The sequence below is a fragment of the Bacillus sp. 5RYD7K genome (assembly GCF_059831465.1).
In genome coordinates this window covers 3,712,814-3,737,142 of record NZ_CP191200.1, presented here as the reverse complement: position 1 = coordinate 3,737,142, position 24,329 = coordinate 3,712,814, and the positions used below count along the sequence as shown (strand labels likewise).

24 protein-coding genes, 1 pseudogene and 1 riboswitch are annotated in these 24,329 nt (G+C 48.5%); of the genes and pseudogenes, 15 read left to right on the top strand and 10 right to left on the bottom strand.

Going from position 1 to position 24,329, the window contains the following annotated elements; translation table 11 throughout:
* Positions 1–12 precede the first annotated feature (12 nt).
* Positions 13–621 carry a LysE/ArgO family amino acid transporter gene (locus tag ACQE26_RS18300; protein ID WP_438421582.1) on the bottom strand — a complete coding sequence of 203 codons (609 nt, stop codon included), beginning with the start codon at positions 619–621 and terminating at the stop codon, positions 13–15.
* A 124-nt stretch (positions 622–745) separates the two neighbouring features.
* Here ACQE26_RS18300 and pdxR point away from each other — a divergent pair, with 124 nt between their 5' ends.
* Positions 746–2,188, top strand: a complete 1,443-nt coding sequence (pdxR, locus tag ACQE26_RS18295) for a MocR-like pyridoxine biosynthesis transcription factor PdxR (protein WP_500470238.1) — start codon at positions 746–748, stop codon at positions 2,186–2,188.
* Between the two features lie 7 nt (positions 2,189–2,195).
* Here the strand turns inward: pdxR and ACQE26_RS18290 are convergent, their stop codons facing one another.
* From ACQE26_RS18290 to ACQE26_RS18280, 3 genes are all read right to left on the bottom strand, one after another.
* Positions 2,196–2,822: a pentapeptide repeat-containing protein gene (locus ACQE26_RS18290; protein WP_500470237.1), complete on the bottom strand. Its 627-nt coding sequence runs from the start codon at positions 2,820–2,822 to the stop codon at positions 2,196–2,198.
* Positions 2,823–3,215: 393 nt separating this feature from the next.
* On the bottom strand, positions 3,216–5,057 hold the full coding sequence (locus tag ACQE26_RS18285; RefSeq protein ID WP_438421585.1) for a bifunctional homocysteine S-methyltransferase/methylenetetrahydrofolate reductase: 1,842 nt from the start codon (positions 5,055–5,057) through the stop codon (positions 3,216–3,218).
* Positions 5,058–5,146: 89 nt separating this feature from the next.
* Positions 5,147–5,268: riboswitch (SAM riboswitch) on the bottom strand.
* Positions 5,269–5,368: 100 nt separating this feature from the next.
* Positions 5,369–5,860: a YajQ family cyclic di-GMP-binding protein gene (locus tag ACQE26_RS18280; protein ID WP_012117263.1), complete on the bottom strand. Its 492-nt coding sequence runs from the start codon at positions 5,858–5,860 to the stop codon at positions 5,369–5,371.
* Between the two features lie 99 nt (positions 5,861–5,959).
* Between ACQE26_RS18280 and ACQE26_RS18275 the strand changes: the two genes are divergently transcribed.
* Positions 5,960–6,856 carry a CvfB family protein gene (locus ACQE26_RS18275; RefSeq protein ID WP_500470236.1) on the top strand — a complete coding sequence of 299 codons (897 nt, stop codon included), beginning with the start codon at positions 5,960–5,962 and terminating at the stop codon, positions 6,854–6,856.
* Between the two features lie 170 nt (positions 6,857–7,026).
* Here the strand turns inward: ACQE26_RS18275 and ACQE26_RS18270 are convergent, their stop codons facing one another.
* Both ACQE26_RS18270 and ACQE26_RS18265 read right to left on the bottom strand, forming a co-directional pair.
* Positions 7,027–7,149 carry a DUF3941 domain-containing protein gene (locus ACQE26_RS18270; protein ID WP_101605560.1) on the bottom strand — a complete coding sequence of 41 codons (123 nt, stop codon included), beginning with the start codon at positions 7,147–7,149 and terminating at the stop codon, positions 7,027–7,029.
* A 48-nt stretch (positions 7,150–7,197) separates the two neighbouring features.
* On the bottom strand, positions 7,198–8,049 hold the full coding sequence (locus ACQE26_RS18265; protein ID WP_500470235.1) for a DegV family protein: 852 nt from the start codon (positions 8,047–8,049) through the stop codon (positions 7,198–7,200).
* Positions 8,050–8,174: 125 nt separating this feature from the next.
* Between ACQE26_RS18265 and ACQE26_RS18260 the strand changes: the two genes are divergently transcribed.
* Positions 8,175–9,017, top strand: a complete 843-nt coding sequence (locus ACQE26_RS18260; RefSeq protein WP_003155101.1) for a YitT family protein — start codon at positions 8,175–8,177, stop codon at positions 9,015–9,017.
* A 14-nt stretch (positions 9,018–9,031) separates the two neighbouring features.
* Positions 9,032–9,493 carry a BsuPI-related putative proteinase inhibitor gene (locus tag ACQE26_RS18255; RefSeq protein WP_438421589.1) on the top strand — a complete coding sequence of 154 codons (462 nt, stop codon included), beginning with the start codon at positions 9,032–9,034 and terminating at the stop codon, positions 9,491–9,493.
* Between the two features lie 35 nt (positions 9,494–9,528).
* Here ACQE26_RS18255 and ACQE26_RS18250 read toward each other — a convergent pair whose 3' ends face one another.
* The 3 genes from ACQE26_RS18250 to ACQE26_RS18240 all read right to left on the bottom strand — a co-directional run bounded on the left by ACQE26_RS18250 (position 9,529) and on the right by ACQE26_RS18240 (position 10,773).
* Positions 9,529–9,726, bottom strand: coding sequence for a DUF3813 domain-containing protein (locus tag ACQE26_RS18250; protein WP_013351795.1), 198 nt, complete (start codon positions 9,724–9,726; stop codon positions 9,529–9,531).
* On the bottom strand, positions 9,726–9,875 hold the full coding sequence (locus ACQE26_RS18245; protein WP_016938265.1) for a hypothetical protein: 150 nt from the start codon (positions 9,873–9,875) through the stop codon (positions 9,726–9,728). The genes ACQE26_RS18250 and ACQE26_RS18245 overlap by 1 nt, the downstream gene beginning before the upstream one ends.
* 85 nt (positions 9,876–9,960) lie before the next feature.
* A complete protein-coding gene (locus ACQE26_RS18240; protein ID WP_500470234.1) occupies positions 9,961–10,773 on the bottom strand; it encodes a Cof-type HAD-IIB family hydrolase in 813 nt (270 codons plus the stop codon).
* A 120-nt stretch (positions 10,774–10,893) separates the two neighbouring features.
* On the opposite strand from ACQE26_RS18240, the gene ACQE26_RS18235 reads away from it, so the two are divergent.
* Both ACQE26_RS18235 and ACQE26_RS18230 read left to right on the top strand, forming a co-directional pair.
* Positions 10,894–11,661, top strand: a complete 768-nt coding sequence (locus ACQE26_RS18235; RefSeq protein ID WP_316100675.1) for a prolyl oligopeptidase family serine peptidase — start codon at positions 10,894–10,896, stop codon at positions 11,659–11,661.
* 62 nt (positions 11,662–11,723) lie between these two features.
* On the top strand, positions 11,724–12,032 hold the full coding sequence (locus tag ACQE26_RS18230) for a metal-sulfur cluster assembly factor (RefSeq protein WP_003155088.1): 309 nt from the start codon (positions 11,724–11,726) through the stop codon (positions 12,030–12,032).
* A 205-nt stretch (positions 12,033–12,237) separates the two neighbouring features.
* Here ACQE26_RS18230 and ACQE26_RS18225 read toward each other — a convergent pair.
* Positions 12,238–12,525: pseudogene (locus tag ACQE26_RS18225) on the bottom strand (VOC family protein); the annotation flags it as partial.
* A gap of 219 nt (positions 12,526–12,744) precedes the next feature.
* On the opposite strand from ACQE26_RS18225, the gene ACQE26_RS18220 reads away from it, so the two are divergent.
* From ACQE26_RS18220 to argF, 9 genes are all read left to right on the top strand, one after another.
* Positions 12,745–14,181, top strand: coding sequence for an FAD-binding oxidoreductase (locus ACQE26_RS18220; protein WP_500470233.1), 1,437 nt, complete (start codon positions 12,745–12,747; stop codon positions 14,179–14,181).
* Positions 14,178–14,720, top strand: coding sequence for an MFS transporter (locus tag ACQE26_RS18215; RefSeq protein ID WP_500470232.1), 543 nt, complete (start codon positions 14,178–14,180; stop codon positions 14,718–14,720). Before ACQE26_RS18220 ends, ACQE26_RS18215 begins: the two co-directional genes overlap by 4 nt.
* Before the next feature lie 132 nt (positions 14,721–14,852).
* On the top strand, positions 14,853–15,890 hold the full coding sequence (gene argC / locus ACQE26_RS18210) for an N-acetyl-gamma-glutamyl-phosphate reductase (RefSeq protein ID WP_500470231.1): 1,038 nt from the start codon (positions 14,853–14,855) through the stop codon (positions 15,888–15,890).
* A gap of 22 nt (positions 15,891–15,912) precedes the next feature.
* Positions 15,913–17,130 (top strand): bifunctional ornithine acetyltransferase/N-acetylglutamate synthase, encoded by a 1,218-nt coding sequence (gene argJ / locus ACQE26_RS18205; protein ID WP_500470230.1) that lies wholly within the window; start codon positions 15,913–15,915, stop codon positions 17,128–17,130.
* A 14-nt stretch (positions 17,131–17,144) separates the two neighbouring features.
* Positions 17,145–17,921, top strand: coding sequence for an acetylglutamate kinase (gene argB, locus ACQE26_RS18200; RefSeq protein ID WP_500470229.1), 777 nt, complete (start codon positions 17,145–17,147; stop codon positions 17,919–17,921).
* The gene (argD, locus tag ACQE26_RS18195) at positions 17,918–19,075 is read left to right on the top strand and encodes an acetylornithine transaminase (protein WP_500470228.1); all 1,158 of its coding nucleotides are present in this window, start codon (positions 17,918–17,920) and stop codon (positions 19,073–19,075) included. Before argB ends, argD begins: the two co-directional genes overlap by 4 nt.
* Positions 19,076–19,143: 68 nt before the next feature.
* Positions 19,144–20,202, top strand: coding sequence for a carbamoyl phosphate synthase small subunit (locus ACQE26_RS18190; protein ID WP_438421597.1), 1,059 nt, complete (start codon positions 19,144–19,146; stop codon positions 20,200–20,202).
* The gene (carB, locus tag ACQE26_RS18185; RefSeq protein WP_500470227.1) at positions 20,195–23,290 is read left to right on the top strand and encodes a carbamoyl-phosphate synthase (glutamine-hydrolyzing) large subunit; all 3,096 of its coding nucleotides are present in this window, start codon (positions 20,195–20,197) and stop codon (positions 23,288–23,290) included. The genes ACQE26_RS18190 and carB overlap by 8 nt, the downstream gene beginning before the upstream one ends.
* Positions 23,278–24,249 carry an ornithine carbamoyltransferase gene (gene argF, locus ACQE26_RS18180; RefSeq protein ID WP_500470226.1) on the top strand — a complete coding sequence of 324 codons (972 nt, stop codon included), beginning with the start codon at positions 23,278–23,280 and terminating at the stop codon, positions 24,247–24,249. Before carB ends, argF begins: the two co-directional genes overlap by 13 nt.
* Positions 24,250–24,329 lie beyond the last annotated feature (80 nt).

The following is a 24,329-nucleotide window of genomic DNA, read 5'->3' as shown; positions in this document are numbered from 1 at the left end:
GGAGAATTCCTTTTATCTGAGCAAAAGCGCCGCAAAATAAAAAGCCGCACCCCACATCACCAATGCCGAGCATTTATTCAGGATGCCGAGCAGCTTGCCGCCTGTATCCGCTGTTTGAATGAGCCGTCCCGCAAATGCCAGTCCGGCAAACCATACCCAGGACACCGCGATACAAGCACCGGCGAACAGCCATTTATCAATTCCCGGATAGGCGGCGGAGCTTGTGCCGATGACACTGACGGTATCCAAAATCGCATGAGGGTTCAAAAGGGACACCATGGCGGCTGTGGCCGCCTGTTTTTTCGCCGTGAAAACCGTTTTTTTCGCCTGTTCGGCCTGCGGCTTGCTTCGCCATGTCTGCCAGCCTAAAAAACTGAGAAACAAAAAGCCGCATATAAGCATGACGGTCTGAAAGAGGGGAATCTCTGCAATAATGACTGACACGCCTGCGACGGCGGCGCTGATGAGAATCGTATCGCATACCGCGGCAACTGTGACTGCGGGAAACGCCTGCCACACATGTTTCTGCCAGGCTCCCTGCTGAAAAATAAACACGTTTTGCGCGCCCAATGGCAAAATAAGACCGAAAGCGAGCATCACTCCGTGAAGAATAGCATTCATGTCGTAAACTCCTCCAATCATCAACTGAAAACTATTGTAAACGCCCCGTGTGCGGATGTCTCCGGCCATTTGGCTGACGCTTAAACCAGCCAAATGTATAATGAGTAAACAAGGAGGGATTCGTATGAAAAGCTGGCGTCCGGATCGTGAGTCATACATACCGCTTTATCTTCAGATTGAACAGCATATCAAAGAAAAAATACTTCATGGGGAATGGACGATCGGCACGAAAATTCCCTCGCAAAGAAAGCTCGCTGAGGAGCTTCAAGTCAATCGAAGCACAGTGACGGCGGCAATTGATGAGTTAATCGCCCAAGGTCTTCTGGAAGGAAAAAGAGGGGGAGGCACAAAAGTCGTCAACAATACGTGGAGCATGATGGCGGCGGCTAAGCCGCTTGATTGGACCGCATATGTGACATCGGGAAGTCATCAGCCGAATTCAGCCTTGATTCAGGCCATTAATCAAAACGAGCCGCGTCCGGATCTGATCAGGCTGGGGACGGGTGAGCTGAGTCAAGAGCTGCTGCCTGAGCAGGAGACGGCGGAACTGTTCCGTGAAGCAGGAACTAACATTTTTGCGCTCGGCTATGAAGAACCGAAGGGCAGCCTTCAGCTTCGGCAAAGCGTTGCGGAACATTTAAAAACAAAGGGGATTCACGCGTCCCCGGCCTCCATCGTCATCGTCTCGGGCGCGCTGCAGGCGCTTCAGCTCATTTCAATCGGGCTGCTAAAACCAAACTCCGTCATGCTGACTGAAAATCCGTCGTATCTCCACTCCCTGCGCGTGTTTCAATCAGCGGGCGTCACGCTTAAGGGAGTGCCGATGGATGAGAACGGGATCAAAACGGACCTTCTTCCCGCTTACCGTCGGCAATACGAAGCGGGACTGCTGTACACCATTCCGTCATTCCATAATCCGGCGGGAACGGTGATGTCACTGAAGCGGAGAAAGGAACTCATCGCACTTGCAAGAAATCACCGCCTGCCTGTCATTGAAGATGACGCATACGGTGATTTATGGATCGATAAAGAACCGCCGCCTCCGTTAAAATCGATGGACGGTGAGGGGAATGTGCTGTATATCGGCACACTGTCAAAAACCGTAAGCCCGGGTCTGCGCATCGGATGGGTCGTCGCCCCTGAGCGGGTTGCAGACAGGCTCGCCGATATTAAAATGCAGACGGATTACGGTTCCAGCGCTTTATCTCAATGGGCTGCATGTCAATGGCTGTCAAGCGGCCGCTATGAAAAGCGTCTCTTGCGTCTCAGAAAGGAACTCAAAATAAGAAGAGATGCGGCACTGCGTTTTCTTGAAAGATACGCGGGAGATATTGCGGAGTGGCGTGTGCCGGAGGGAGGGTTTTATATTTGGGTCACCTTTCATCAAGCGTTCGCCGTTCAAACGTTTTTCACCCGTGCCTTGGAGGCCGGCGTGCTGATCAACCCGGGCGCTCTTTATCTTCCCGAAGACCGGAAAAGCCTGCGTCTTTCCTATTCGTACGCATCCTTACCGGACTTGGAAAAAGGCATTCAAACGATAGCGGACATCGCCCGCCGTTTCGTTTGATAAAAGGTCACGTCACAATGGCTCCGAGTGCTTCTGCGAATGTAATGGCATGCGCCGGAGAGATTCGGCATCCTTTCAGCTTATCAAGTGAGATGTGCAGGTGATCAAATGTGCACGTGCTGATATCCATGTTAAAAAGGGACGTGCCGATGAAGTTCGCGCCGTTCAGATCACATGCCTCAAGATCTGTGTGTTCCAGCGCGGCATCATTCCACTCGCTTTCTGTAAGAGCACACGTGTCGAACCGGACATGCTTCATATTGGAATAGCTGAAGGAGCTGTAATTTGCGAGGCAGTCTTCAAACCGTACATTGCGCATGGCAGCATCGGCCAGATTCAAACCGAGAAGTTTTGAATGCTGAAAGACTGTTCTATGGATGATGCTTCCGCTGAAATCTGCGTTTGAAACATCACATTTTTCAAACAAAACATCCGTACATTCCATATGTCTGAAAGAGACATCTGTAAAAACGGTATTTCTGAAAATGACTTTTTCGGCGCGCAGGCCGTGCAGTTTGCCGCTTATGATGCCGTTTTCAATGACGGCTTCTTTGATCTGATCGTCCTGAAGCGCTTCAGCGAAAGAAAGCACCGGCAGCTCTTTCGGGATTTTCGGTTTTTGGATCGTATTCATCTCATACTCCCTTTTCATAAAAAATAGCTGATCAGCAGTTGACAGATATCGTTTCATACCTGGCGCACTTGCCGAATTGCATGTTGCTTTATGAACAAAGGGTAATAAAAAAGCGGGGAGGCGTCAATACGGCAGCTGATGCAAAAGCGCTCAGAGGATGCTTCTATGAGCGCTTTTTCTGTTTCAGGAGAATTCTTTACACATGATCACATGGGGGCCGAAGCCGGGTATTCAAAGGGGCCGCCCCCATTCCTGCCAGATTAACATGCTTCCCGCTTTTTGAGTCCGATATTCCTCAAGCGCCGCCGTGCCGCGCAGCACGTCGTGTCTGATCGCGTACGTGTCTTCTGCTGTGATAAAAAGCCGCCTGTATGTCAGGCGGCCTCTTGATTATCAATGCAAATATACATCGGCCCGCTTTTCATCCTTTTGCTTAATATAAGCAGCGAGCTCTGACGTCAAATCAGAACGGAGAAACGGGGTGATTAAATAAATTCCGTTGAACAGTTCGCACGCCGTGTCAAGAAGCGATTTGGCGATGGCGAGGCCCTCGGCTTTCTGCTTCCGCTTGTCTTCGCCGGCGAGCGCCATTTTTTCGCGGATGCTGTCAGACAGCTTAATGCCCGGGATTTCATGATGAATGAACTCTGCATTGCGGCTGCTCGTTAACGGCATGATTCCGATATACACCGGTGTATTGAGATGTTTTGTTTCATGATGAATGTCAATGAGCTGCTGCTCCGAATACACAGGCTGGGACACGAAGTAGTCAGCGCCGCACTCGATTTTTTTCTCCAGCCGTTTTACGGCCTTATCCAAATGACGGACATTCGGGTTAAACGCCCCGGCTACGGAAAAGTTTGTTTTCTTGCCGAGCGGTTTCCCCGATAAAGAAATACCCTCGTTGAATTGTTTAATCAGCCTGATCAAGTCAAAGGACGTTAAATCATAGACGGAGGTAGCCCCCGGAAAGTCGCCGATTTTTGAAGGATCGCCGGTGATGGCTAAAATGTCGGTGAGCCCGAGCGTATCCAGCCCCATTAAATGTGACTGAAGGCCGATGATGTTGCGGTCTCTGCATGTAATATGGACGAGAGAACGGATATCAAGGCGCTCTTTCAGCAATGAACCGCAGGCGGCATTGCTGATCCGCGGTGTCGCCAATGAATTGTCGGCGAGCGTCAGTGCTTCTATGCCGGTTTCCTTTAATTCTGCCGCCGCTTGCAGAAATTTGTCAAAATTCAATTTTTTTGGCGGGTCAAGCTCTACGATAATTGACCGTTTTTGCGCGGCGATTTCGTTTAAACCCGGCTCGGTCCGTTCATCCCGGACTGAGATGACTTCTTCTTCCCGCCTGATTTTCACTTCTTTATCAGTGACCGGTGAAAGTCCGCGGACCGCTTCAGCCATGGCTCTGATATGGTTGGGCGTCGTGCCGCAGCAGCCGCCGATTATGCGAGCGCCCTGAGTGCGGAATTGTACGGCGCTTTCCCGGAAATAGGCATCGTCCGTATCATAAACAAGCCGGCCTTCTTCTAAGGACGGAAGGCTGCTGTTCGGATAGACCGATAAATAAGCGTCACGGAAAATCGGCACTTCGGTGAGCGCTTCAATCATGTGGTACGGGCCGAGCCGGCAATTGATTCCCGTTATATCAGCGCCGAGATCGGCAATTGACCTGAGAGCTTCCCGAAGCGGCGTTCCGTCCTGAAGCACGCCCTGTTCGTGCATGGATACGTTCAGCATGATCGGAAGTTCCGTTTCTTTTCTGGCGATCTTCAGCACTTCGCGCGCCTCTTCTAAATCATAGTATGTTTCCAAAAGCAGGCCGTCCGGCTCTTCGTGCAGCAATAAATAAAGCTGCTCCCGAAAGCTGCGTTTAATCTCTTCAAGGCTGTAGGCGTTTTTGTTAAAGGTGCGGATGCCGCCCATCGTTCCCAATACATAAGCGCCGTCTGAGGAAGCGCGCGCGATTTTGACCGCTTCCTGATTGATTTTTTTCGTTTCATCCTCAAGGCCGTATCTGGAGAGCTTAATAAAATTCGCGCCGTACGTGTTCGTCTGGATGATGTCTGCACCTGCTTCCACGTATGCCTTATGTATCCGCTTGATCTCATCGGGCTTAGATACATTCAGTTCCTCAAAACATCTGTCAATGCCGTAGGAGTAGAGGAGAGTGCCCATCGCGCCGTCTCCGATTAAAATCCGTTCTTCTAAGTCTTGTAATAGTCCCATTGTTTGCCTCCTTCATCACATTCAGCAAGGAAAAAAGAGAAATAAAAAAAGTCTTCTTAAGAAGAAGACTTTGTAATCATTTGTCTCTCTTCTTATCTTCCAAGCTGTTTTTAGCTTGCTGGATTTAGCACCTTGGTCATGGTTTGGGTAAACCACTACACCGGTTGCTGAAGCGTCGTCGGGCCAGTCCCTCGGCTTCTCTTGATAAGAACGTTCATGTAATTGTCATGGGTTTCCAAAACTTAACTGTGAAAATCCCTTTCTCCAAATTTACCGAAAATAGAGACAATAATCAATAGGAATCACATAATTTATCTGAAATTAATAAATTGAACGTCAATCGGCAGGTCTGCTCCGCGGACAGCTGCAATAATCTGCTGCAGATCATCTTTATTTTTTCCGGTGACGCGCACTTGGTCGTCCTGAATCTGCGACTTAACCTTCAAGCCGGAGTTTTTAATCACCGCGTTGATTTTTTTGGCGTTGTCTTTATCAATGCCCTGTACAAGCTTCGCGCGCTGGCGCACCGTGCCTCCCGATGCATTTTCGATTTTGCCGTATTCAATGTTTTTCGTCGGCACGTCCCGTTTAATCAGCTTGCCGCTCAGCACATCCTTGAGCTGATTCAATTTAAACTCATCATCAGAAATCAGAACAAGTTCTTCCTTTTCTAAAGTCACATCGCTTTTAGATCCTTTAAAGTCATAGCGCGTGCCGATTTCTTTCAGCGTCATCTGAATCGCATTCTGCACTTCAGGAAATTCAACTTTGGATACAATATCAAAAGAACTTTCTTTTGCCATGAGAAAACCTCCTATAACATTTCACTTATGTGTTGATTATAGTAGAATAAAGAGAAATGTCCAACAGCACAAAGCATGAATTTGTGCGAATTGGAAAAAATGAGAAAAACATCAGCCTCTGACGGGCGAAGCAGGAAGGACGATAACATGAAACCAGGGCAGCAGCTCACGCTTAGTATAGATCACCAGACCGATTTCGGTTATTTTTTAACGGACGGCGAGGATACGGTTCTTTTACATAACAGTGAAATCACGGAAGATATCGAAGACAGAGATGAAGTGGACGTGTTTATTTACGTCGACCATCAGGAAAGGCTTGCGGCGACGATGAAAAAGCCGCTCATCAGCTTTTATGATTACGGATGGGTGGAAGTGACGGACGCTGTGGAAGATATGGGCGTATTCGTCGACGTCGGTCTGTCAAAAGACGCGCTTGTCGCAACGGAGCACCTGCCTCCGTACAAATCCGTCTGGCCGCAAAAAGGCGACAGACTGTATTGCATGCTGAAGGTGACAAGCCGCGGGCGCATGTTTGCCAAGCCGGCGCCTGAGGATATCATCAGTGAATTATTTACGGACGCAGAGGAAGACGTCATGAATCAAAACCTGACGGGCACGGTGTACAGACTGATCGCATCTGGCTCTTTTATGATTACAGATGAAGGCATCCGCGCGTTTATTCACCCTTCAGAAAGAAAGGAAGAGCCGAGACTCGGCAGCCGCGTGACAGGGCGTGTCATCGAGGTGAAAGAAGACGGGTCCGTCAACATGTCGCTGCTGCCGAGAAAGCAGGACGCGCTTTCGGTTGACGCAGAAGAGATTCTGACCTATTTGAGATCAAGAAACGGCGCAATGCCTTACGGAGACAAAAGCCATCCTGACGATATCCGCGAACGGTTTCATTTAAGCAAAGCCGCCTTTAAGCGGGCGCTCGGGCACCTGATGAAAAACGGCAAAGTGTATCAGGAAAACGGCTGGACATACGAAAAACAATAAATATTCTGCAAAAACATCGGTGAACAAAAACCGATGTTTTTTATTTCCGCAAAATCTGCTATATCCTGTATTTATTTATCAGGTCCGCCGGTTTACTTTGTAACTGGCGCACTTATGGCCGTACAGAAAAAACAGCCCTCTTTCTCTAAGGTAAGAGAGCTGTTTTGCATTTACAGATGGTCCGGTTTTTTTGAATTCTGGTTTTTTCCCGCCTGCCGGTTTTTTTCGGCAAGCCGGTTCTTTTTTTGATTTAAGGCGTTATGATCCAGCGGTTTTTTGTCATCATCTTTCATGCGGCAAAGCCTCCCTTCTTTACGATAGGATGCCCGCGGCATTGGAAATTATGGCTTCAGGAAAAAAATCGCGAGCGTTCCCGGACCGGAATGGGCGCCGATGGCGGAACCGATTGAATGAAGAATGATCTCTTTCGGACCGAACGCATCTTCAATCATCTCTTTCATGCGAAGCGCCGTCTCTTCATTGTCGGCATAGCTGATTCCGACTGTTTGATCCGCCCAATCGCCGCCTTCTTCCTTCATCATTTCTAAAATCCGTTTAAACAGTTTCTTCTGTCCGCGCAATTTTTCGAGCGGCACGAGTCTGCCGTCAGCCACATGCAGGATCGGTTTGATGTTCAAAAGCCCGCCGACAAAAGCGGACGTTTTTGAAATCCTGCCGCCCCGCGCGAGATAGGCGACATCATCGACCGTAAATATATGTTTCATCCGTGCGCAAAAGCTCTTTACAGACGTTTCGATTTCTTGTATTGTATTCCCGTTAACACAGAGTGTTTGCGCATGCATCACCGCGAGGCCGCAGCCCAATGAAGCGCATTTGGAATCTACAATCCGTAAATCAAATTCGGGAAATTCCTCTTTGATTTCATTGGCGACCATCACGGCCGTCTGATAAGTGCCGGAAAGACCTGAAGAAAAGGCAATGTAAATCGCCGGCTCTCCCAGTTCCGCGTATTGTAAAAATACTTTTTTTATCGTATCCGGTGATGCCTGGGATGTTTTCGGGACTTTCCCATCCCGCATCGCTTGAAATATATGATCCGCCTGAATGGTGACCGCGTCCTCATATTCGTTTCCGTCGAGTGTTACGTGCAGCGGAATGAACCCGATCCGGTTTTCTTCAATGTAAGATTGCGGCAGATCAGAGGCGCTGTCAGCAATAAGGTGAACTGTCATCATAATTCCCTTCTTTCCATTTGGTGAGAGTGATGCCAACTATATCATATAAATGTGGCAAAATAGTGTTCAAAACTTTGTTTTAAGGGAAAAGCTAATAATGAAAATGAGCGGAGGAGCAAGCCATGGTACTTGAACAAGTAAAAAAATTAGCAATCGTCGTCATCGGCGCGTTTCTATATGCGGCGGGGCTGAATTTATTTCTGATACCGGCGAATGTATATGCCAGCGGTTTTACCGGTGTCGCCCAGCTGCTGTCAAGCGTCGTTGATCAATACGCCCCTTTTTATATTTCGACAGGAGTTCTCATGTTCCTCTTAAACATTCCCATCGGTGTGTTAGGGTGGCTGAAAGTCGGCAGATCATTCACCGTATACAGCATATTAAGTGTAGCGCTGACGTCCGTCTTTATGGGAATTCTCCCGGAAATGAGACTGTCGCACGATATTCTCCTGAATACCGTATTCGGAGGAGTCATCTCAGCCATCGGCATCGGTTTAACGCTGAAATTCGGCGCGTCTACAGGGGGGCTTGATATCGTGTCGATGGTGCTGGCCAAATGGAAGGATAAACCGGTCGGCACGTATTTCTTCATTTTGAACGGGATTATCATTTTGACGGCAGGATTATTGCAAGGATGGGAGAAAGCATTATATACCCTTGTCGCTCTTTATGTCACAACAAGGGTGATTGACGCCATTCATACCCGCCACATGAAACTGACCGCTATGATCGTTACGAAAAAAGCCGATGAAATCAAAGAAGCGATTTACGGAAAAATGGTCCGCGGCATTACGACGGTGCCGGCAAAAGGCGCTTACACAAACGAACAGAAAGAAATGATGATCATTGTCATCACGCGGTACGAATTGTATGATCTTGAGAAAATCGTGAAAGAGGTCGACCCGAAAGCCTTCACAAACATCGTGCAAACGACGGGAATCTTTGGTTTCTTCAGAAAAGACTGATAGGAGCGGATAGAATGAAGTGGCTGTTTGGCCTGTTATTACCGGTCATTTTATTGATCGGGTGCAGCAGTCAATCCGGGCAGAAGGAGCCCGCTGAGGAGGTATCCGGAGAGATGAATGAACAGCAAGCGGAATTAGCCGTAAATCCTGTGCAGACGGATCAGCAGATCGAATTTCAAATGTCTTTAAAAAACAAAAGCGAAAGTCCGATCGATTTCACATTCAGCTCAGGGCAGAAATTCGAATTGACCGTACATGATCAACAGAACAAAGAACTGTACCGCTATTCAAAAGACAGAATGTTTACCCAGGCGTTTCAGACCATGACCTTAATGCCGAATGAAACGTATGACTTTTCAGATGTGTGGAAAAACGCGCCAGGACCGGGGACATACACGGTCACTGTGACGTTTTTAGGAAAGTCCGATCAGATCGGAAAAAGACTGAAAACGGTAAAAACATTTGAAGTAAAATAAAAAGCGGCGCCCTCGTTCAGACGGGGCGCCTTTTTTTATTGCAATTTCTCCAGCTGATCCTGAAATTGGTGCAGCTGCTGACGTTCTGCATCCGTCGAATTGGCGTACGCGGAAGACACGGCATTTTTGGCGCGTGAGACAGCTTTTTCCCGGTCGCCGTCCTCGAAACCGTTAGCAATCATGACAGCCTGCTGGACAAATGACTTGGCTTGAGAGAACAGTTCGTTTCTCATTAAAAGTCAACCTGTCTTTCGGCTGCGTCTTTTGCTGCATCATGCTGTGCTTCCTCTAATGTAGACCGATATGGAAATCTTGCGTCATGAAGACTGACAGAGTCCTTGCCTTGCTGAATAAACCGTTTTGATTTGTTTCGTTTACCCATTGCAATGTCCCCCTTCCATATTTAGACGAGATGAGTCGTCTGTTTTAGTATGGGCGGAAGGCTTCGGGTTATGAGCGGGAAAATCTCATAGGGAGAAATAGGATTTTAAAAACCCGGCGATTCCGTCCGCTTCATTTGAACCCGTGACGCGGTCAGCAGCCTGTTTGACTTCATCCGTGCCGTTTCCCATCGCGACACCGCACCCGGCGAACCGGAGCATTTCAAGATCGTTGTCTTCGTCGCCGAACGCGATGATCCGTTCTCTCGGCACTTGGTAATAGTCGCTGATTTTCTTCAATCCGACCGCTTTATTCATCCCGTGTTTAATAATTTCAATCACATGCCACGGAGCCGCCCATCTTCTGTGGTCAATGACCTCGGCGTGCACATCGGATAAATGCGCGCGTATATCCGCGACGTCCTCTTCCTTCGCGTGAATCAATACGGACGTCACATCCTCTTTGACCGTTTCACGCAGATCACCGAACGTGACATTCGCCGTATTCATATGAAACGCCTCGATTAAATGCTCATCATGATAATGAAAATACACATCATCGATGACCTCAGCGAGCACATTATGTATTTGATAGGTCTCTGTAAGTTCGGCAAGCTGTCTGACCACATCGACAGATAAAGACGTGTGGTAGCGTCCCCATGAAGCGTCTTTCGGATGGTGGACAAACGCCCCGTTAAAATTGACAATCGGCGTTGTCAGCCCAAGCTCGTCATAATATAGCGAACTGGAACGGAAAGGGCGGCCGGTTGAGATGCAGACATGATGGCCCGCTTCTTTCAGCGTCTGAATCGTCCGTGCCGTTTCAGGGGAAATGGTTTTATCATCTTTTAATAATGTTCCATCCAGATCTAAGGCGATGAGATAAGGTTTTGTCTCCATAAATAACTCCTTTTGTCATATGATTTGCTGTTTTTATCTTATGTACAGTGTAGCTTTTTACCATCTTTATTGTCTACATGTTACACTTATGATTATGGTTATCCTAAGGAGGGAGTCAACGTGATTCTTATTGATCATCAAACCGTATCAGGCATTCCGTTTTTACATATTGTAAAAGAAGAAAATCGGGACCGTCCCGCTCCCCTTGTTTTCTTTATTCACGGTTTTACAAGCGCGAAGGAACATAATCTTCATTTCGCTTACCTGCTTGCTGAAAAGGGATTCAGAGCCGTGCTGCCGGAAGCTCTTTACCACGGTGAACGCGCTGAACAGCTGTCAGCGGAAGAGCTCGCCGTCCATTTTTGGGACATTGTATTAAATGAAATCGAGGAGCTTGACGTGCTGAAAAAGGATTTTGAAACGCGCGGTCTGATTGAAGACGGGCGGATCGGTCTTGCGGGCACGTCAATGGGCGGGATTACGACATTCGGCGCGATGGCTGCGTATGATTGGGTCAAAGCCGGGGTCAGTCTGATGGGGAGCCCGAACTACACGGCGTTTTTTCAGCAGCAGATTGACCACATTCAAAAGCAGGACATCGAAATTGATGTCACAAAAGAACAGGTCGATGAACTGTTTGCGCGGCTCAAACCGTTTGATCTCAGTCTGGAACCGGAAAAACTCCGCAGCCGCCCGCTGTTGTTCTGGCACGGCGTTCAGGACAAAGTCGTTCCGTATGCACCGACCCGCGGCTTTTATGAGTCGATTAAACCGCATTACAGCAGCCGGCCAGAGCATCTTCAGTTTCTGAAAGACGAACGGGCTGATCATAAAGTCCCGAGATACGCCGTTTTAGAAACAGTCGCCTGGTTCGATAAGCATTTATAAAGCACAAAGGTGTTAACAAAAGCCGCTTTTACGTTATACTGAGGAAAAAGGAGTGATGGAACGTGGAAGAAGCATTAAAAGAAAACATCATGGGCGCCTTGGAGCAGGTCGTTGACCCTGAGCTCGGCGTCGATATCGTCAACCTCGGCCTCGTATACGATGTCGATATGGATGACGACGGCCTGACGCACGTTACAATGACACTGACATCAATGGGGTGCCCGCTCGCTCCGATCATCGTCGACGAGGTGAAAAAAGCGCTCGCTGACATTCCGGATGTAAAAGAGACAGAGGTTCACATCGTCTGGAATCCGCCGTGGACGAGAGACAAAATGTCACGCTACGCGAAAATCGCATTAGGGATTCAGTAATAAGAAAATGCACCCCGGATTTTAGGTACACCCTAAAGTTTGGAGGTGCTTTTCTTTTGTCTGCATAAAACCTTAATATATAAAACGTCATATGGGGTTTATCTTTTTTGTAATAGGACAGTCTGTCTTGGAGTGTGCCTGTGTGGAATTCAAATTTATGTCCATCAGGATCAGTAAAATAAATTGATTTTTGATCCTGCTGATCTCTGGGCCGTCCGTTTAATATATTTACATTTAGATTTTCCAGCCTTTGATGTATTGCATCAAAATCTTGGATCAATTGAAAAAGCCGTATGTGTGTAGGATTTATGTATTTCATTCCTTGGAATATCTTCCTCTAAGTTCAGTGCAAGCCAAAGCCCATTCAGATCAAAATATGCTGTTTTTGCCCTTTAACCAGGAGCTGTGCATGAAATACTTTTTCATAAAATTCTATGGATTTTTCCAAATTTGAAACAGAAAAAAGAAAATGATTGATACCTTTTATGTTCATGTTCCCACCTCATTTAATATGTTTATTATATATAAAGATGATATACCGACTAAAAAAATTTCGGCCGGCCATAGCAGGCCGAGGTGCGGAAAAAAGGGCAAATCACCAAAAAACTCCGAGTGTTCCAGCATTCGGGGTTTTTTTCGGTATCGGGATAAAAAGGAAAAAAGAGGGCGGAGTCGTGATATAATAGACCGGCTGTACGCGAGGGAGGAACATATGAAGAAAAAAATACTTCTCATTATCCTTAGCATCCTTGTTTATTCGGCGCTGTTCGCTGTTTCTGTCTTCCACAAAGAGCGGCATCAGCAGGCGGAAACAATGACGGATGTCAGCCGTCTCATGCCGGTGAAGATTAAGCAGACGGTCAAAGGAAAAGAGAAAGAAACATTGGTCGAAACGATTAAGGAAGCAAAAAGAAAGCAGCTGAAGATCTCGATCGCAGGCGCCCAGCACTCAATGGGCGGCCAGACGTATTATGAAGACGGTATCGTTCTCGACATGACGGGGTACAACAAAATACTCGGTCTCGACCGAAAGAAAAAAATCATCAGGGTGCAGGCGGGGGCGACTTGGAATGATATTCAGCGGTATGTCAATCCGTACGGACTCGCGGTAAAGGTCATGCAGTCGCAAAACATCTTTACGATCGGCGGCTCACTGAGCGCCAACGCTCACGGCCGGGATATCCGGTACGGCTCGCTGATTGATACGGTTAAATCGTTTCATCTTTTAAAGGCGGACGGCAAAATCGTTACGGTCACCCCGAAAGATGACCTGTTTTCAGCCGTCATCGGCGGGTACGGCCTGTTCGGTGTGATACTTGACGCAGATATTGAGCTGACAGATGATGAGCTATACGAAATGAAAACGAAACGCATGAACGCTGATACATACAGTCAATATTTTACCCGGCATGTACAGCACAATCCTGCCGTGCGCATGCATCTTGCACGGATCGCAACAGGGGATAAAGGCTTTTTGCACGATATGTATGTGACTGATTACACGCTCTCAGACAATCAGACTGAATTAAAGCAGCACAATGAACTGAAAGAAGATGAGCATCCGGCGCTTACGAAATTCGCGCTCGGCCTCTCCCGCCGGTATGACTGGGGAAGAAATTGGCTCTGGTCGGCCCAGCAGTCTTATTTTCTCGGCCAAAACGGCGTGAAAATCTCCAGAAATAATGTCATGAGGTCAGAATCGAAATTTTTGGAATATGAAAACACGGACAATACCGACGTGCTTCAGGAATACTTCGTGCCTGTCGGCGAATTTGCGCCGTACATTCATGATTTGCGCACGGCGCTGTCACACGAAGATCTCAATCTTGTAAATATTACGATCCGCTACGTGCAAAAAAATGAAAAAGCCGACCTGTCATATGCAAAGGATGATATGTTTTCGCTCGTTCTATTAATCAATGAAGGGTTTTCAAAAGACAGCCAGGCGGGTGCGGCGCGGATCGTCAGAAAAATGACGGACACGGCATTGCGCCACGGCGGCAGCTATTATCTGCCGTATATGCTGTACCAAACGAAAGAGCAGATGCGCAAGGCGTATCCGAAGAGCGACATGTTCTTTCAGAAAAAGCGCAAGTATGATCCGGATGACTTGTTTATGAATTATTTTTATCAGAGGTACAAATCATGAAACACAATCATTTAAAATGGCTGATCCTGTCTCAGAGCAGTGTCTTTTTTGCCGGCAGCCTGATCTTTCCTTTTTATATTTTGTTTATTAAAAACATCGGTTCCAGCTACACGCAATTCGGTTTGTCATATGGCTTGTTCGGCCTGAGCGGCGCTTTGATCCATCCGCTGCTCGGCCGGCTGTCGGCAAGACTTGATCCCCGCTGGTTCCTTATGGCGAATTCGTGGGGCATGGCAGTGCTTCTCCTGACGCTCCCGCACATCACCAGCGTGCATCAGGTTTATGTTGTGCAGGTGCTTTTGGGCCTGTTCGGCGCCATGCAAAAACACGGCGAAAAAATCATGATCGCCGATTACACCGACGGCGGGGAGCGGGGGAAAAAAGTCGGCAGCTATCATTTTTGGACGGCTGTATTTTCCGCTGCCGCCATCATTCTGGGCGGCTTTCTCGCTGACTTCTTTACGGTTCACATTATTTTTTACGCAAGCTCTGTGCTGTTTTTTATAAGCGGGCTGATGATGCTGAAGAAAACAGGCTGATTGAATCAGCCTGTTTTTTTGTCGGCAAAAACAGATGGGAAATGAATGAAAAATATTAAATATACAATTGAATTAATTTTTATTCATGTTATAATGTTAAATAATTTCACAAAAACCAAGAAGGTGAACCCGTTGAAAATTGGTATTATAGGCGCAACTGGCTATGGAGGCGCCGAACTTGTCAGGATTCTTAACCATCACCCTTATACAGGCGATTGTATATTATATTCATCGAGCGATGAAGGGAAGGCATATGATGCTTCATATCCGCATTTGAGAAATATAGCGCCGCAATCACTTCAGCCGCTTCATATAGAAACGATCCGCAACGAAATTGATGTGATGTTCATAGCCGCGCCGCCCGGCGTTTCCGGGGAGTGGTCGCCGAAGCTGGCGGAGGCGGGCATTCCGGTCATTGATCTTTCCGGCGATCTGCGGATTCAAAATCCGGCCGTGTATGAAAAGTGGTATAAGCGGCAGGCCGCCCCGGAAGAAACGATTCAAAACGCGGTTTACGGTTTAGCCGAACTGCAAAAAGAAGAAATTCAGAATGCAAAGCTGATTGCCAATCCGGGGTGTTTTCCAACGGCTGTGCTTCTCGGGCTCGCCCCGCTGGCGAAAAATAAGCTTTTACAAGATTCATTTCTGATTGTTGATGCGAAGACAGGCGTATCCGGCGCCGGCCGAAAAGCTTCCATGGGCACTCATTATTCTGAGCTGAATGATAATTTCAAAATTTATAAGGTCAATGAGCATCAGCACACTCCGGAAATTGAACAGCAATTGGCGGCATGGCAGCCCGGCACAGGTCCGATCACGTTTTCCGCTCATTTGGCGCCGATGACAAGGGGCATTATGGCGACGATGTATACCGACGTCCCTCCGGGAATGTCTTCTGCACAATTAAGAGAGTTTTATTCCGAATTTTACAAAGATTCATATTTTGTCAGGATCAGGCCGGAAGGTGAATTCCCGGCGACGAAAGAAGTGTACGGCAGCAACTTTTGTGACATCAGTGTCACTGTGGATGAACGAACAAACCGTGTGACCATCGTTTCTGTCATAGATAATCTGATGAAAGGCGCCGCCGGGCAGGCGGTTCAAAATTTAAATATCATGAATGGCTGGCAGGAAGAAACGGGACTTATGATGACGCCAGTCTATCCATAGAACGAAAGAGGGATTCAAAAATATGATTCAGCTTAGTGAGAAAATCACGAAAATCAAAGGCGGCGTATCTTCGCCGAAAGGGTTTGAGGCAAAGGGTATTCACTGCGGGCTGCGCTATTCAAAAAAAGATCTCGGGGCGATTATCAGCGAGACGCCTGCAGTCAGTGCAGCGGTATATACGCAGAGCCATTTTCAGGCAGCACCCTTGAAAGTGACGCAAGAGAGCTTGAAAAAAGAGGCTGTGCTTCAGGCGGTTATTGTCAACAGCGCGATTGCCAATGCCTGTACGGGAGACCAAGGTTTAAAGGACGCTTATGAAATGCGGGACGGATTCGCAAGCCAGCTCGGGATTGAGCCGGAGCTTGTTGCGGTTTCGTCAACCGGGGTGATCGGCGAGCTGTTAGACATGGAAAAAATTCAGGCGGGCATTGAGCAGCTCGGTCAAGCGCCTGCAGTGTCCGGAGCTTTTGAAGAAGCCATTTTGACGACGGATACAGTGACGAAACAGACGTGTTATGAACTGGTGATCGGCGGTGACATCATCACGATCGGCGGAGCGGCGAAAGGCTCCGGCATGATCCATCCCAACATGGCGACAATGCTCGGCTTTGTCACAACGGATGCGGCCGTGGAAGAACAGGCGCTTAAAAACGCGCTCAGAGAGATCACGGATGTTTCATTTAACCAAATCACCGTTGACGGAGAAACATCGACGAATGACATGGTGCTCGTGATGGCGAACGGCTGCGCGGGGAATGAGTGTCTGACGGAGCAGCATTCCGACTGGCCGGCTTTTAAAAAGGGGCTGAAGCTTGTATGCGAAGACCTTGCCAAAGATATTGCCAGAGATGGTGAAGGAGCGACGAAATTAATTGAAGCCAAAGTCGAAGGCGCGAAAAATAATCTCGAAGCGAATATCATCGCCAAAAAAATCGTCGGCTCAAGCCTTGTGAAAACCGCCGTTTACGGCACTGACGCCAACTGGGGGCGCATCGTCGGCGCAATCGGGCACAGTGCGGCAAGCGTAACGGCCGAACAAGTGGAAGTTTTCCTCGGCGGTCAGTGTCTGTTTAAACACAACGAACCTCAGCCGTTTTCAGAGACTGACGCCAAGGAGTACTTATCAGGTGATGAAATTACGATTGCAGTCCGCCTGCAAGAAGGCGCCGGCAGCGGCCGGGCATGGGGCTGTGACTTAACCTATGACTATATCAAAATCAATGCGAGCTATCGCACATAACAAAGGGGAGCGGCATGGAGAAAACCATTGTTTTTAAGTGCGGCGGCAGCGTGATCCGCGAGTTATCCGCCGCTTTTTTTCAAAATGTAAAAGAGCTTATGCAATCGGGCTGGAACATTGCCGTCGTGCATGGCGGCGGTCCGGAAATTTCACAAATGCTGAAAACGTTGCAGATTGAAACGGAATTTGTCGATGGGCAGCGGAAAACGACCAAACCGGTGCTGGAAACAGCCGAAATGGTCTTGTCAGGAACGGTCAATAAATTTTTCGTAACCGAACTTGCGAAAAACGGGCTGAAAGCTGCGGGAATCTCAGGAAAGGACGGCGGTCTCCTTCAAGCATCCTATCTTGATCAAGACAAATACGGAGAAGTCGGTGAAATCCGGAAAACCGATCCGTCCATTATTCAAGCACTAATGAAAGAAGGCATCATTCCCGTTATCGCTCCGCTTTCCATGACAAGTGATTTTGAAACGCTGAACGTCAACGCAGACGCAGCGGCATCAGCCGTCGCTTCAGCCTTACAAGCCGATAAACTTTTATTTGTCACGGATGTCGAAGGAATTATGGACGGAGAGAACCGGCTGGAGACGTTGACGCCGCGGGAGATTCAGACCCTCATCGATGGCGGCGTTATTTCGGGAGGGATGATTCCGAAGGTGAAGTCGGCATTATCGGCACTGAGTGAAGATGTCGCGGAAGTCATGATCGTAAACGGAAAAGGAGCTTTTTTCACCGATCAAGCCTTCCAAGGAACAAAAATCGTCAAGGAAAAGGAGAGCGTGTCATGAGCAGTTTATTTCAAACCTACAGCCGCTGGCCTATCGATATCAAAAAAGCGAAAGGGACAATCGCAGAGGATGAACACGGAAAAACGTATCTGGATTTTATTCAGGGCATCGCCGTTTCCAATCTCGGCCATTGTCATGATGCGGTGACAGAAGCGGTCAAAGAACAGCTTGACAGCGTATGGCACGTTTCCAATCTGTTTGAAAATGACCTTCAGGAAAAAGCCGCGGCAAAGCTTGCCGAACATAGCGCGGGGGACCTGGTTTTCTTCTGCAACAGCGGGGCTGAAGCGAATGAAGGCGCCATTAAGCTTGCCCGTAAAGCAACGGGAAAAACAAAAATCGTGACATTCCGGCAATCCTTTCACGGACGGACATATGCGGGAATGGCCGCCACCGGACAAGACAAAATCAAAACCGGTTTCGGACCGATGCTCCATGGATTTCACTATCTTCCGTTTAATGATCCGTCAGCATTCAGCACGCTTTCAAAAGAGGATGATATCGCCGCCGTCATGCTTGAGACGGTGCAGGGAGAAGGGGGAGTCCATCCCGCCGACCCGGAATTCATCGAAGCCTTACAGACATTTTGCAAAGACAAACAGGCGCTGGTTATCATAGACGAGATTCAAACCGGAATCGGCCGGACGGGGAAAGCATTCGGCTATGAGCATTTCGGCATCTCTCCGGATATCATCACTGTTGCGAAAGGGCTTGGAAACGGTTTTCCCGTCGGAGCCGTAATCGGCAAAAAGAAGCTTGGCGAAGCCTTCACGCCGGGTACGCATGGTACGACTTTCGGCGGCAATAAGCTTGCCATGGCAGCTGTGAATGCGACCTTGGACATTGTGTTTCATCCAGACTTTCTCGAGGCTGCGGCCGGCAAAGGCTCTTTTTTAAAAGACCGGCTGAAAAGTGAGCTGACAGTGCCTTTTGTAAAAGATATCCGCGGAAAAGGGCTATTAATCGGCATTGAATGCGCAGGTTCCGTTTCCGGTATTATCGGAGACCTGCAGGAACGCGGACTTCTCGTGCTTCCGGCCGGACCGAATGTCATCAGGCTGCTCCCGCCGCTTACGGTTTCTGAAGAGGAAATGCTCTCGGCCGTCAGCATGCTGAAAGCAGCGATAGAAGCGCATACCGCAGTGAAACAATAATTTTTTTTGCTATAAGAGTATAAAAATTCATGTTTTTAATTAATTATTCGTCAAGAGGTGGGCTTTAGATGAAAGGCTATTTAGTATTGGAAGACGGAACATCATTTGGCGGTGATCTTGAAAAAGAAGCATGCTGTGTTGGCGAAGCGGTTTTTTTCACCGGAATGACGGGCTATCAGGAAGTACTTACGGACCCGTCATATAAGGGGCAGATCATTGTTTTTACGTATCCGCTGATCGGAAACTACGGAATTAATGAAAAAGACCTTGAGAGTAAGATTCCTCAAGTCAAGGCCGTTGTCGTGTATGAAGCGTGTGAACATTTTTCTCACCATGAAGCAGTCTCAAGTTTGAGAGAGTATTTAAACAAATGGAACATCCCGCTTTTAACCGAAGTGGACACACGGGCCGTCGTCAAAACCATCCGCTCCGGCGGCACGATGAACGCTGCCGTGTCAACAACAGGAGAAGTTCCCGCGGCATCCGGAACAGAAAACCCGGCTGAGCTGGCGCAGGCCGAAGAGATCACCTCTATGGGGGATGGAGACCGGCATATTGCGCTGATTGATTTCGGCTATAAAAAATCAATCGCTTCGTCGCTTGTAAAGCGCGGCTGTAAAGTAACAGTCGTTCCGTATCACCAGATGAACGCCGTTTATGATATTCGGCCTGACGGAATCGTGCTTTCAAACGGACCTGGGGACCCGAAAGCGATTGCTCCGTACATGACCCGGATTAAGGCTTTACTGAATGCTTTCCCCGCACTCGGCATTTGTCTCGGACATCAGCTGATTGCCCTCGCTTTCGGAGGGAATACGTATAAACTGCCGTTCGGGCACAGGGGAGCCAACCATCCCGTTATTGACCGGAAAACGAAACGGGTGTTTATGACAAGCCAAAACCACAGCTACGTCGTCGATGAAGCATCAATTGACCAAAACGAGCTGTCGATCAGATTCCATCATGTCAATGACACCTCAGTGGAAGGGCTCATTCACAACCGCCTTCCCGTATTAAGCGTACAGTTCCACCCTGAAGCTCATCCCGGACCGGCTGAGAGCGAGTGGATATTTGATGAATTTCTAGAGAAAGTGATACCAGCAAGGAGAGAAATCGCTCATGCCTAAAGATACAACCATTTCCAGCATATTAGTCATCGGCTCAGGCCCGATCATCATCGGCCAGGCGGCTGAATTTGATTATTCAGGAACGCAGGGATGCATGGCTCTGAAAGAAGAAGGATACCGTGTTATTCTCGTCAACAACAACCCGGCAACGATTATGACGGATGAGGCGTTTGCCGATGAAATTTATTTTGAACCGCTCACGACCGAAAGCATCGAAGCCATCATTGAAAAAGAAAAGCCGGACGGTCTCCTTGCCAATTTGGGCGGCCAGACGGCATTGAATTTAGCCGTTAAGCTTGAAGAAGCAGGCGTGCTGAAGAAGCATCACGTCAAGCTTTTAGGAACATCAGTGGAGACCATTCAAAAAGGCGAAGACCGGGAGCGGTTCCGGGCCCTGATGAAGGAGCTCGATCAGCCCGTTCCGGAAAGCGAAATCGTCGACAACGAAGAAGATGCCCTCCGCTTCACTGAGTCTATCGGATTTCCGGTTATTCTGAGACCGGCGTATACGTTAGGCGGAAAGGGAGGCGGAATCGCGAAAACGAAAGAAGCGTTTCAAACGCTGATTAAACAGGCGCTGTTGGCAAGCCCGATCAGCCAATGCCTCGTCGAAAAAAGCATCGCCGGTTTTAAAGAAATCGAATATGAGGTCATGCGTGACAGAAATCATACATGCATCACCGTCTGCAACATGGAAAACATCGATCCCGTCGGCGTGCATACAGGAGACTCCATCGTAGTCGCGCCGTCCCAGACGTTAACGGATGAAGAATATCAGATGCTGCGTTCAGCTAGTTTGGCGATTATTTCAGCGCTTGATGTAGTCGGCGGCTGCAACATTCAATTTGCGCTGGACCCGTTCAGCAAACAGTACTATGTCATTGAAGTGAACCCGCGTGTCAGCCGCTCTTCAGCTCTCGCGTCAAAAGCGACCGGCTATCCGATTGCCAAAATGGCGGCGAAACTTGCCGTCGGCTATACGCTTGATGAACTGAAAAATCCGCTGACGGGCTCTACTTATGCAAGCTTTGAACCGGCGCTGGATTATGTCATCGTCAAATTTCCGCGCTGGCCGTTTGATAAATTTAAACATGCCGACCGCACGCTCGGAACGAAGATGAAAGCGACGGGAGAGATCATGGCGATCGAAAGAAACATGGAAGCGGCCATTCAAAAAGCGGCGGCCTCCCTTGAGCTGAAAACGATCGGCACCCGCCTTCCCGAACTCGGCGGCTTTACGGTCAATCAGCTGTGGGACTTAGCGGTAACGCCGGATGACCGGAGATTCTTCGTCGTCATGGAACTGTTAAGCCGCGGTGTAACGATAGAAGACATTCATTCTAAAACGAAAATTGACCCGTTTTTCCTTCATGTATTCCGAAATATCATCACATTGGAAAACAAGCTGATGGAAGAAGGAGATCATTTGTCCGTCCCGCTTTTAAAGCAGGCGAAGATAAAAGGCTTCACGGACGTCATGATCGCGTCTCTTACGGGGAAAACGGAAGAAGACATCCGCGCTCTCAGAAAGAAAGCAGATATCGTCCCGTCGTTTAAAATCGTAGATACATGCGCCGCTGAATTTGATGCCAAGACAAATTATTTCTACTCCACCTATCTCGGAGAAAGCGACGGAGATATCAGCCGAAAAGAGAAAAAACGGGCGCTCATTATAGGATCAGGCCCGATCCGTATCGGTCAGGGAGTGGAATTTGACTACAGCGCAGTCCACGGCGTCCTGACCCTGCAAAAGCTGGGCTATGAAACGATTATGATCAATAACAATCCGGAAACGGTAAGCACCGATTACGAAATTGCCGACAGGCTCTATTTTGAACCGCTGACGGCAGAACATATTTTAAACGTGGCGGAACATGAAAACATTGATTTTGCCATCGTCCAGTTTGGGGGGCAGACCGCTATCAATGCCGCTGAATCACTGGAAAAAGCGGGCGTTCAGCTGCTCGGAACATCCTTTAGAACCCTGGATGCGCTGGAGGATCGGGATCTGTTTTATCGGCTGCTTGATGAGCTTGATCTGAAACATGCCAAAGGGGAAACGGCTTATACGAAAGAAGAAGCCGCGGAAAAAGCAAGCCGCATCGGGTATCCCGTGCTGATCCGTCCATCTTATGTCATCGGGGGGATGGGCATGATCATCGTTGATTCAGAAGCGCAGCTGTCAGACCTGCTGGAAAAAGAAGCGGGCATGCCGTATCCGATTTTGATCGACCAGTACATTACAGGAAAAGAATTGGAGATCGATCTGATTTCCGACGGACATGAAGTATTCGTTCCGACTTACACAGAACACATTGAACGGGCCGGCGTCCATTCGGGCGACAGTTTTGCGATTCTGCCGGGTCCGTCCGTCACACTTGATATGCAGCGGGATATAAAAAAGGCTGCCGAAAAAATTGCGGTAAAACTGGGTTTCAAAGGCATTATGAACATTCAGTTTGTCATTGATGACAAAGGGGATATTCTCGTTCTTGAAGTAAATCCGCGGGCAAGCCGCACGGTTCCTGTCGTGTCTAAGGTGATGGGAGTGCCGATGATCCCGCTTGCCGCCAGACTGCTGGCCGGCGCTTCCCTTAAAGACCTCAAGCCCGAGGTTCAAAATCAGCATGGAACGGCTGTGAAATTCCCGGTATTTTCTTCTCACGCCATTCAGGATGTTGACGTAAAGCCGGGACCGGAAATGAAGTCGACAGGAGAAGGGATGTGTGTCGCCTTTGACGCAGAAAGCGCCCTGAAAAAAATCTACGCGCATGTCTGGGAGAAAAAAGGAAGCGTCTATCTGGAAGGCGGAGATGAGGAACTGGCACGGCAGGCTCAAGCTGTGGGATTCACCGTGTGCAAAGACTCTTTTCAGGCCTGGGCGGATCGGAAGGATAAAGCGGTCCATATTAATTTCAATCATTCTGAAGAAGCGCGTAAACAGCGGATTGAAGCCATGACGCACGGCGTGACGGTCTTTACTGAACCGGAAACCGCAAAGGCATTTTTAGCAAGCGGCTCCGGCAAACCTCAGCCTGTATCGCTTAAAGATCTTTATCAAAAGGATGTGGCATCATGCACACAGTAAAAGCGGAACATACATTAACCCATTTGTACGGCAAAGATTTTCTTTCCTTGAAGGATTTCAGCCCTTCTGACATTAACGGGCTTCTGACAGAAGCTTCATTATTAAAACAGCATCCGATACAGCCGATTTTTCAAGGAAAAACATTGGCGATGATTTTTGAAAAATCTTCAACCCGCACGCGTGTATCGTTTGAAGCGGGCATGGCTCAGCTCGGAGGAACAGGACTATTCCTTTCAAGCAGCGACCTGCAGCTTGGACGGGGAGAGACGGTCGCGGATACGGCGAAGGTGCTGTCCGGATTCGTTGATGCCATTATGATCCGCACTTTTGAGCATGAAAAAGTCGAAGAACTTGCCGAGCATGCACACATTCCCGTCATAAACGGGCTGACCGACCGGTACCACCCGTGTCAGGCACTCGCGGATCTGTTAACGATACAAGAGATAAAAGGAGAGCTGAAAGGAGTAAAAGTCGCCTATATCGGTGACGGAAATAATGTGGCGCATTCACTTATGATCGGCTGCGCAAAAATGGGCTGTGACATTGCGATTGCTTCGCCGAAAGGTTATGAAGTAGAGGAAGAGGCGGTAAATGCCGCAAAAGAAGCTGCGGCTGTTTCCGGAGCGAAGATCATCCTGACCGAAAATCCGCAGGAAGCGGTGCGGGATGCAGACGTGATTTACTCCGATGTCTTTACGAGCATGGGACAGGAGGAAGAGATGCAGCAGCGGCTGAACGTGTTTGCCCCGTACCAAGTCAACGCCTCACTCGTCAGTCTCGCCAAACCTGACTATACCTTTTTGCACTGTCTGCCCGCGCATCGGGAGGAAGAGGTCACGTCCGAGATAATTGACGGCCCAAACTCTGCGGTATTCCAGCAGGCGGAAAACCGGCTTCACGCACAAAAAGCGCTCTTGAAAGCTCTTCTTTACAATCAGGATGAACAAAAAAACCGCTGAGCCTGGGACTGACCCCATAATATGAGACAAACAAAAAACACCTTCAAGTTTGAAAACGGATCGTTGTTATCCGAAATTAG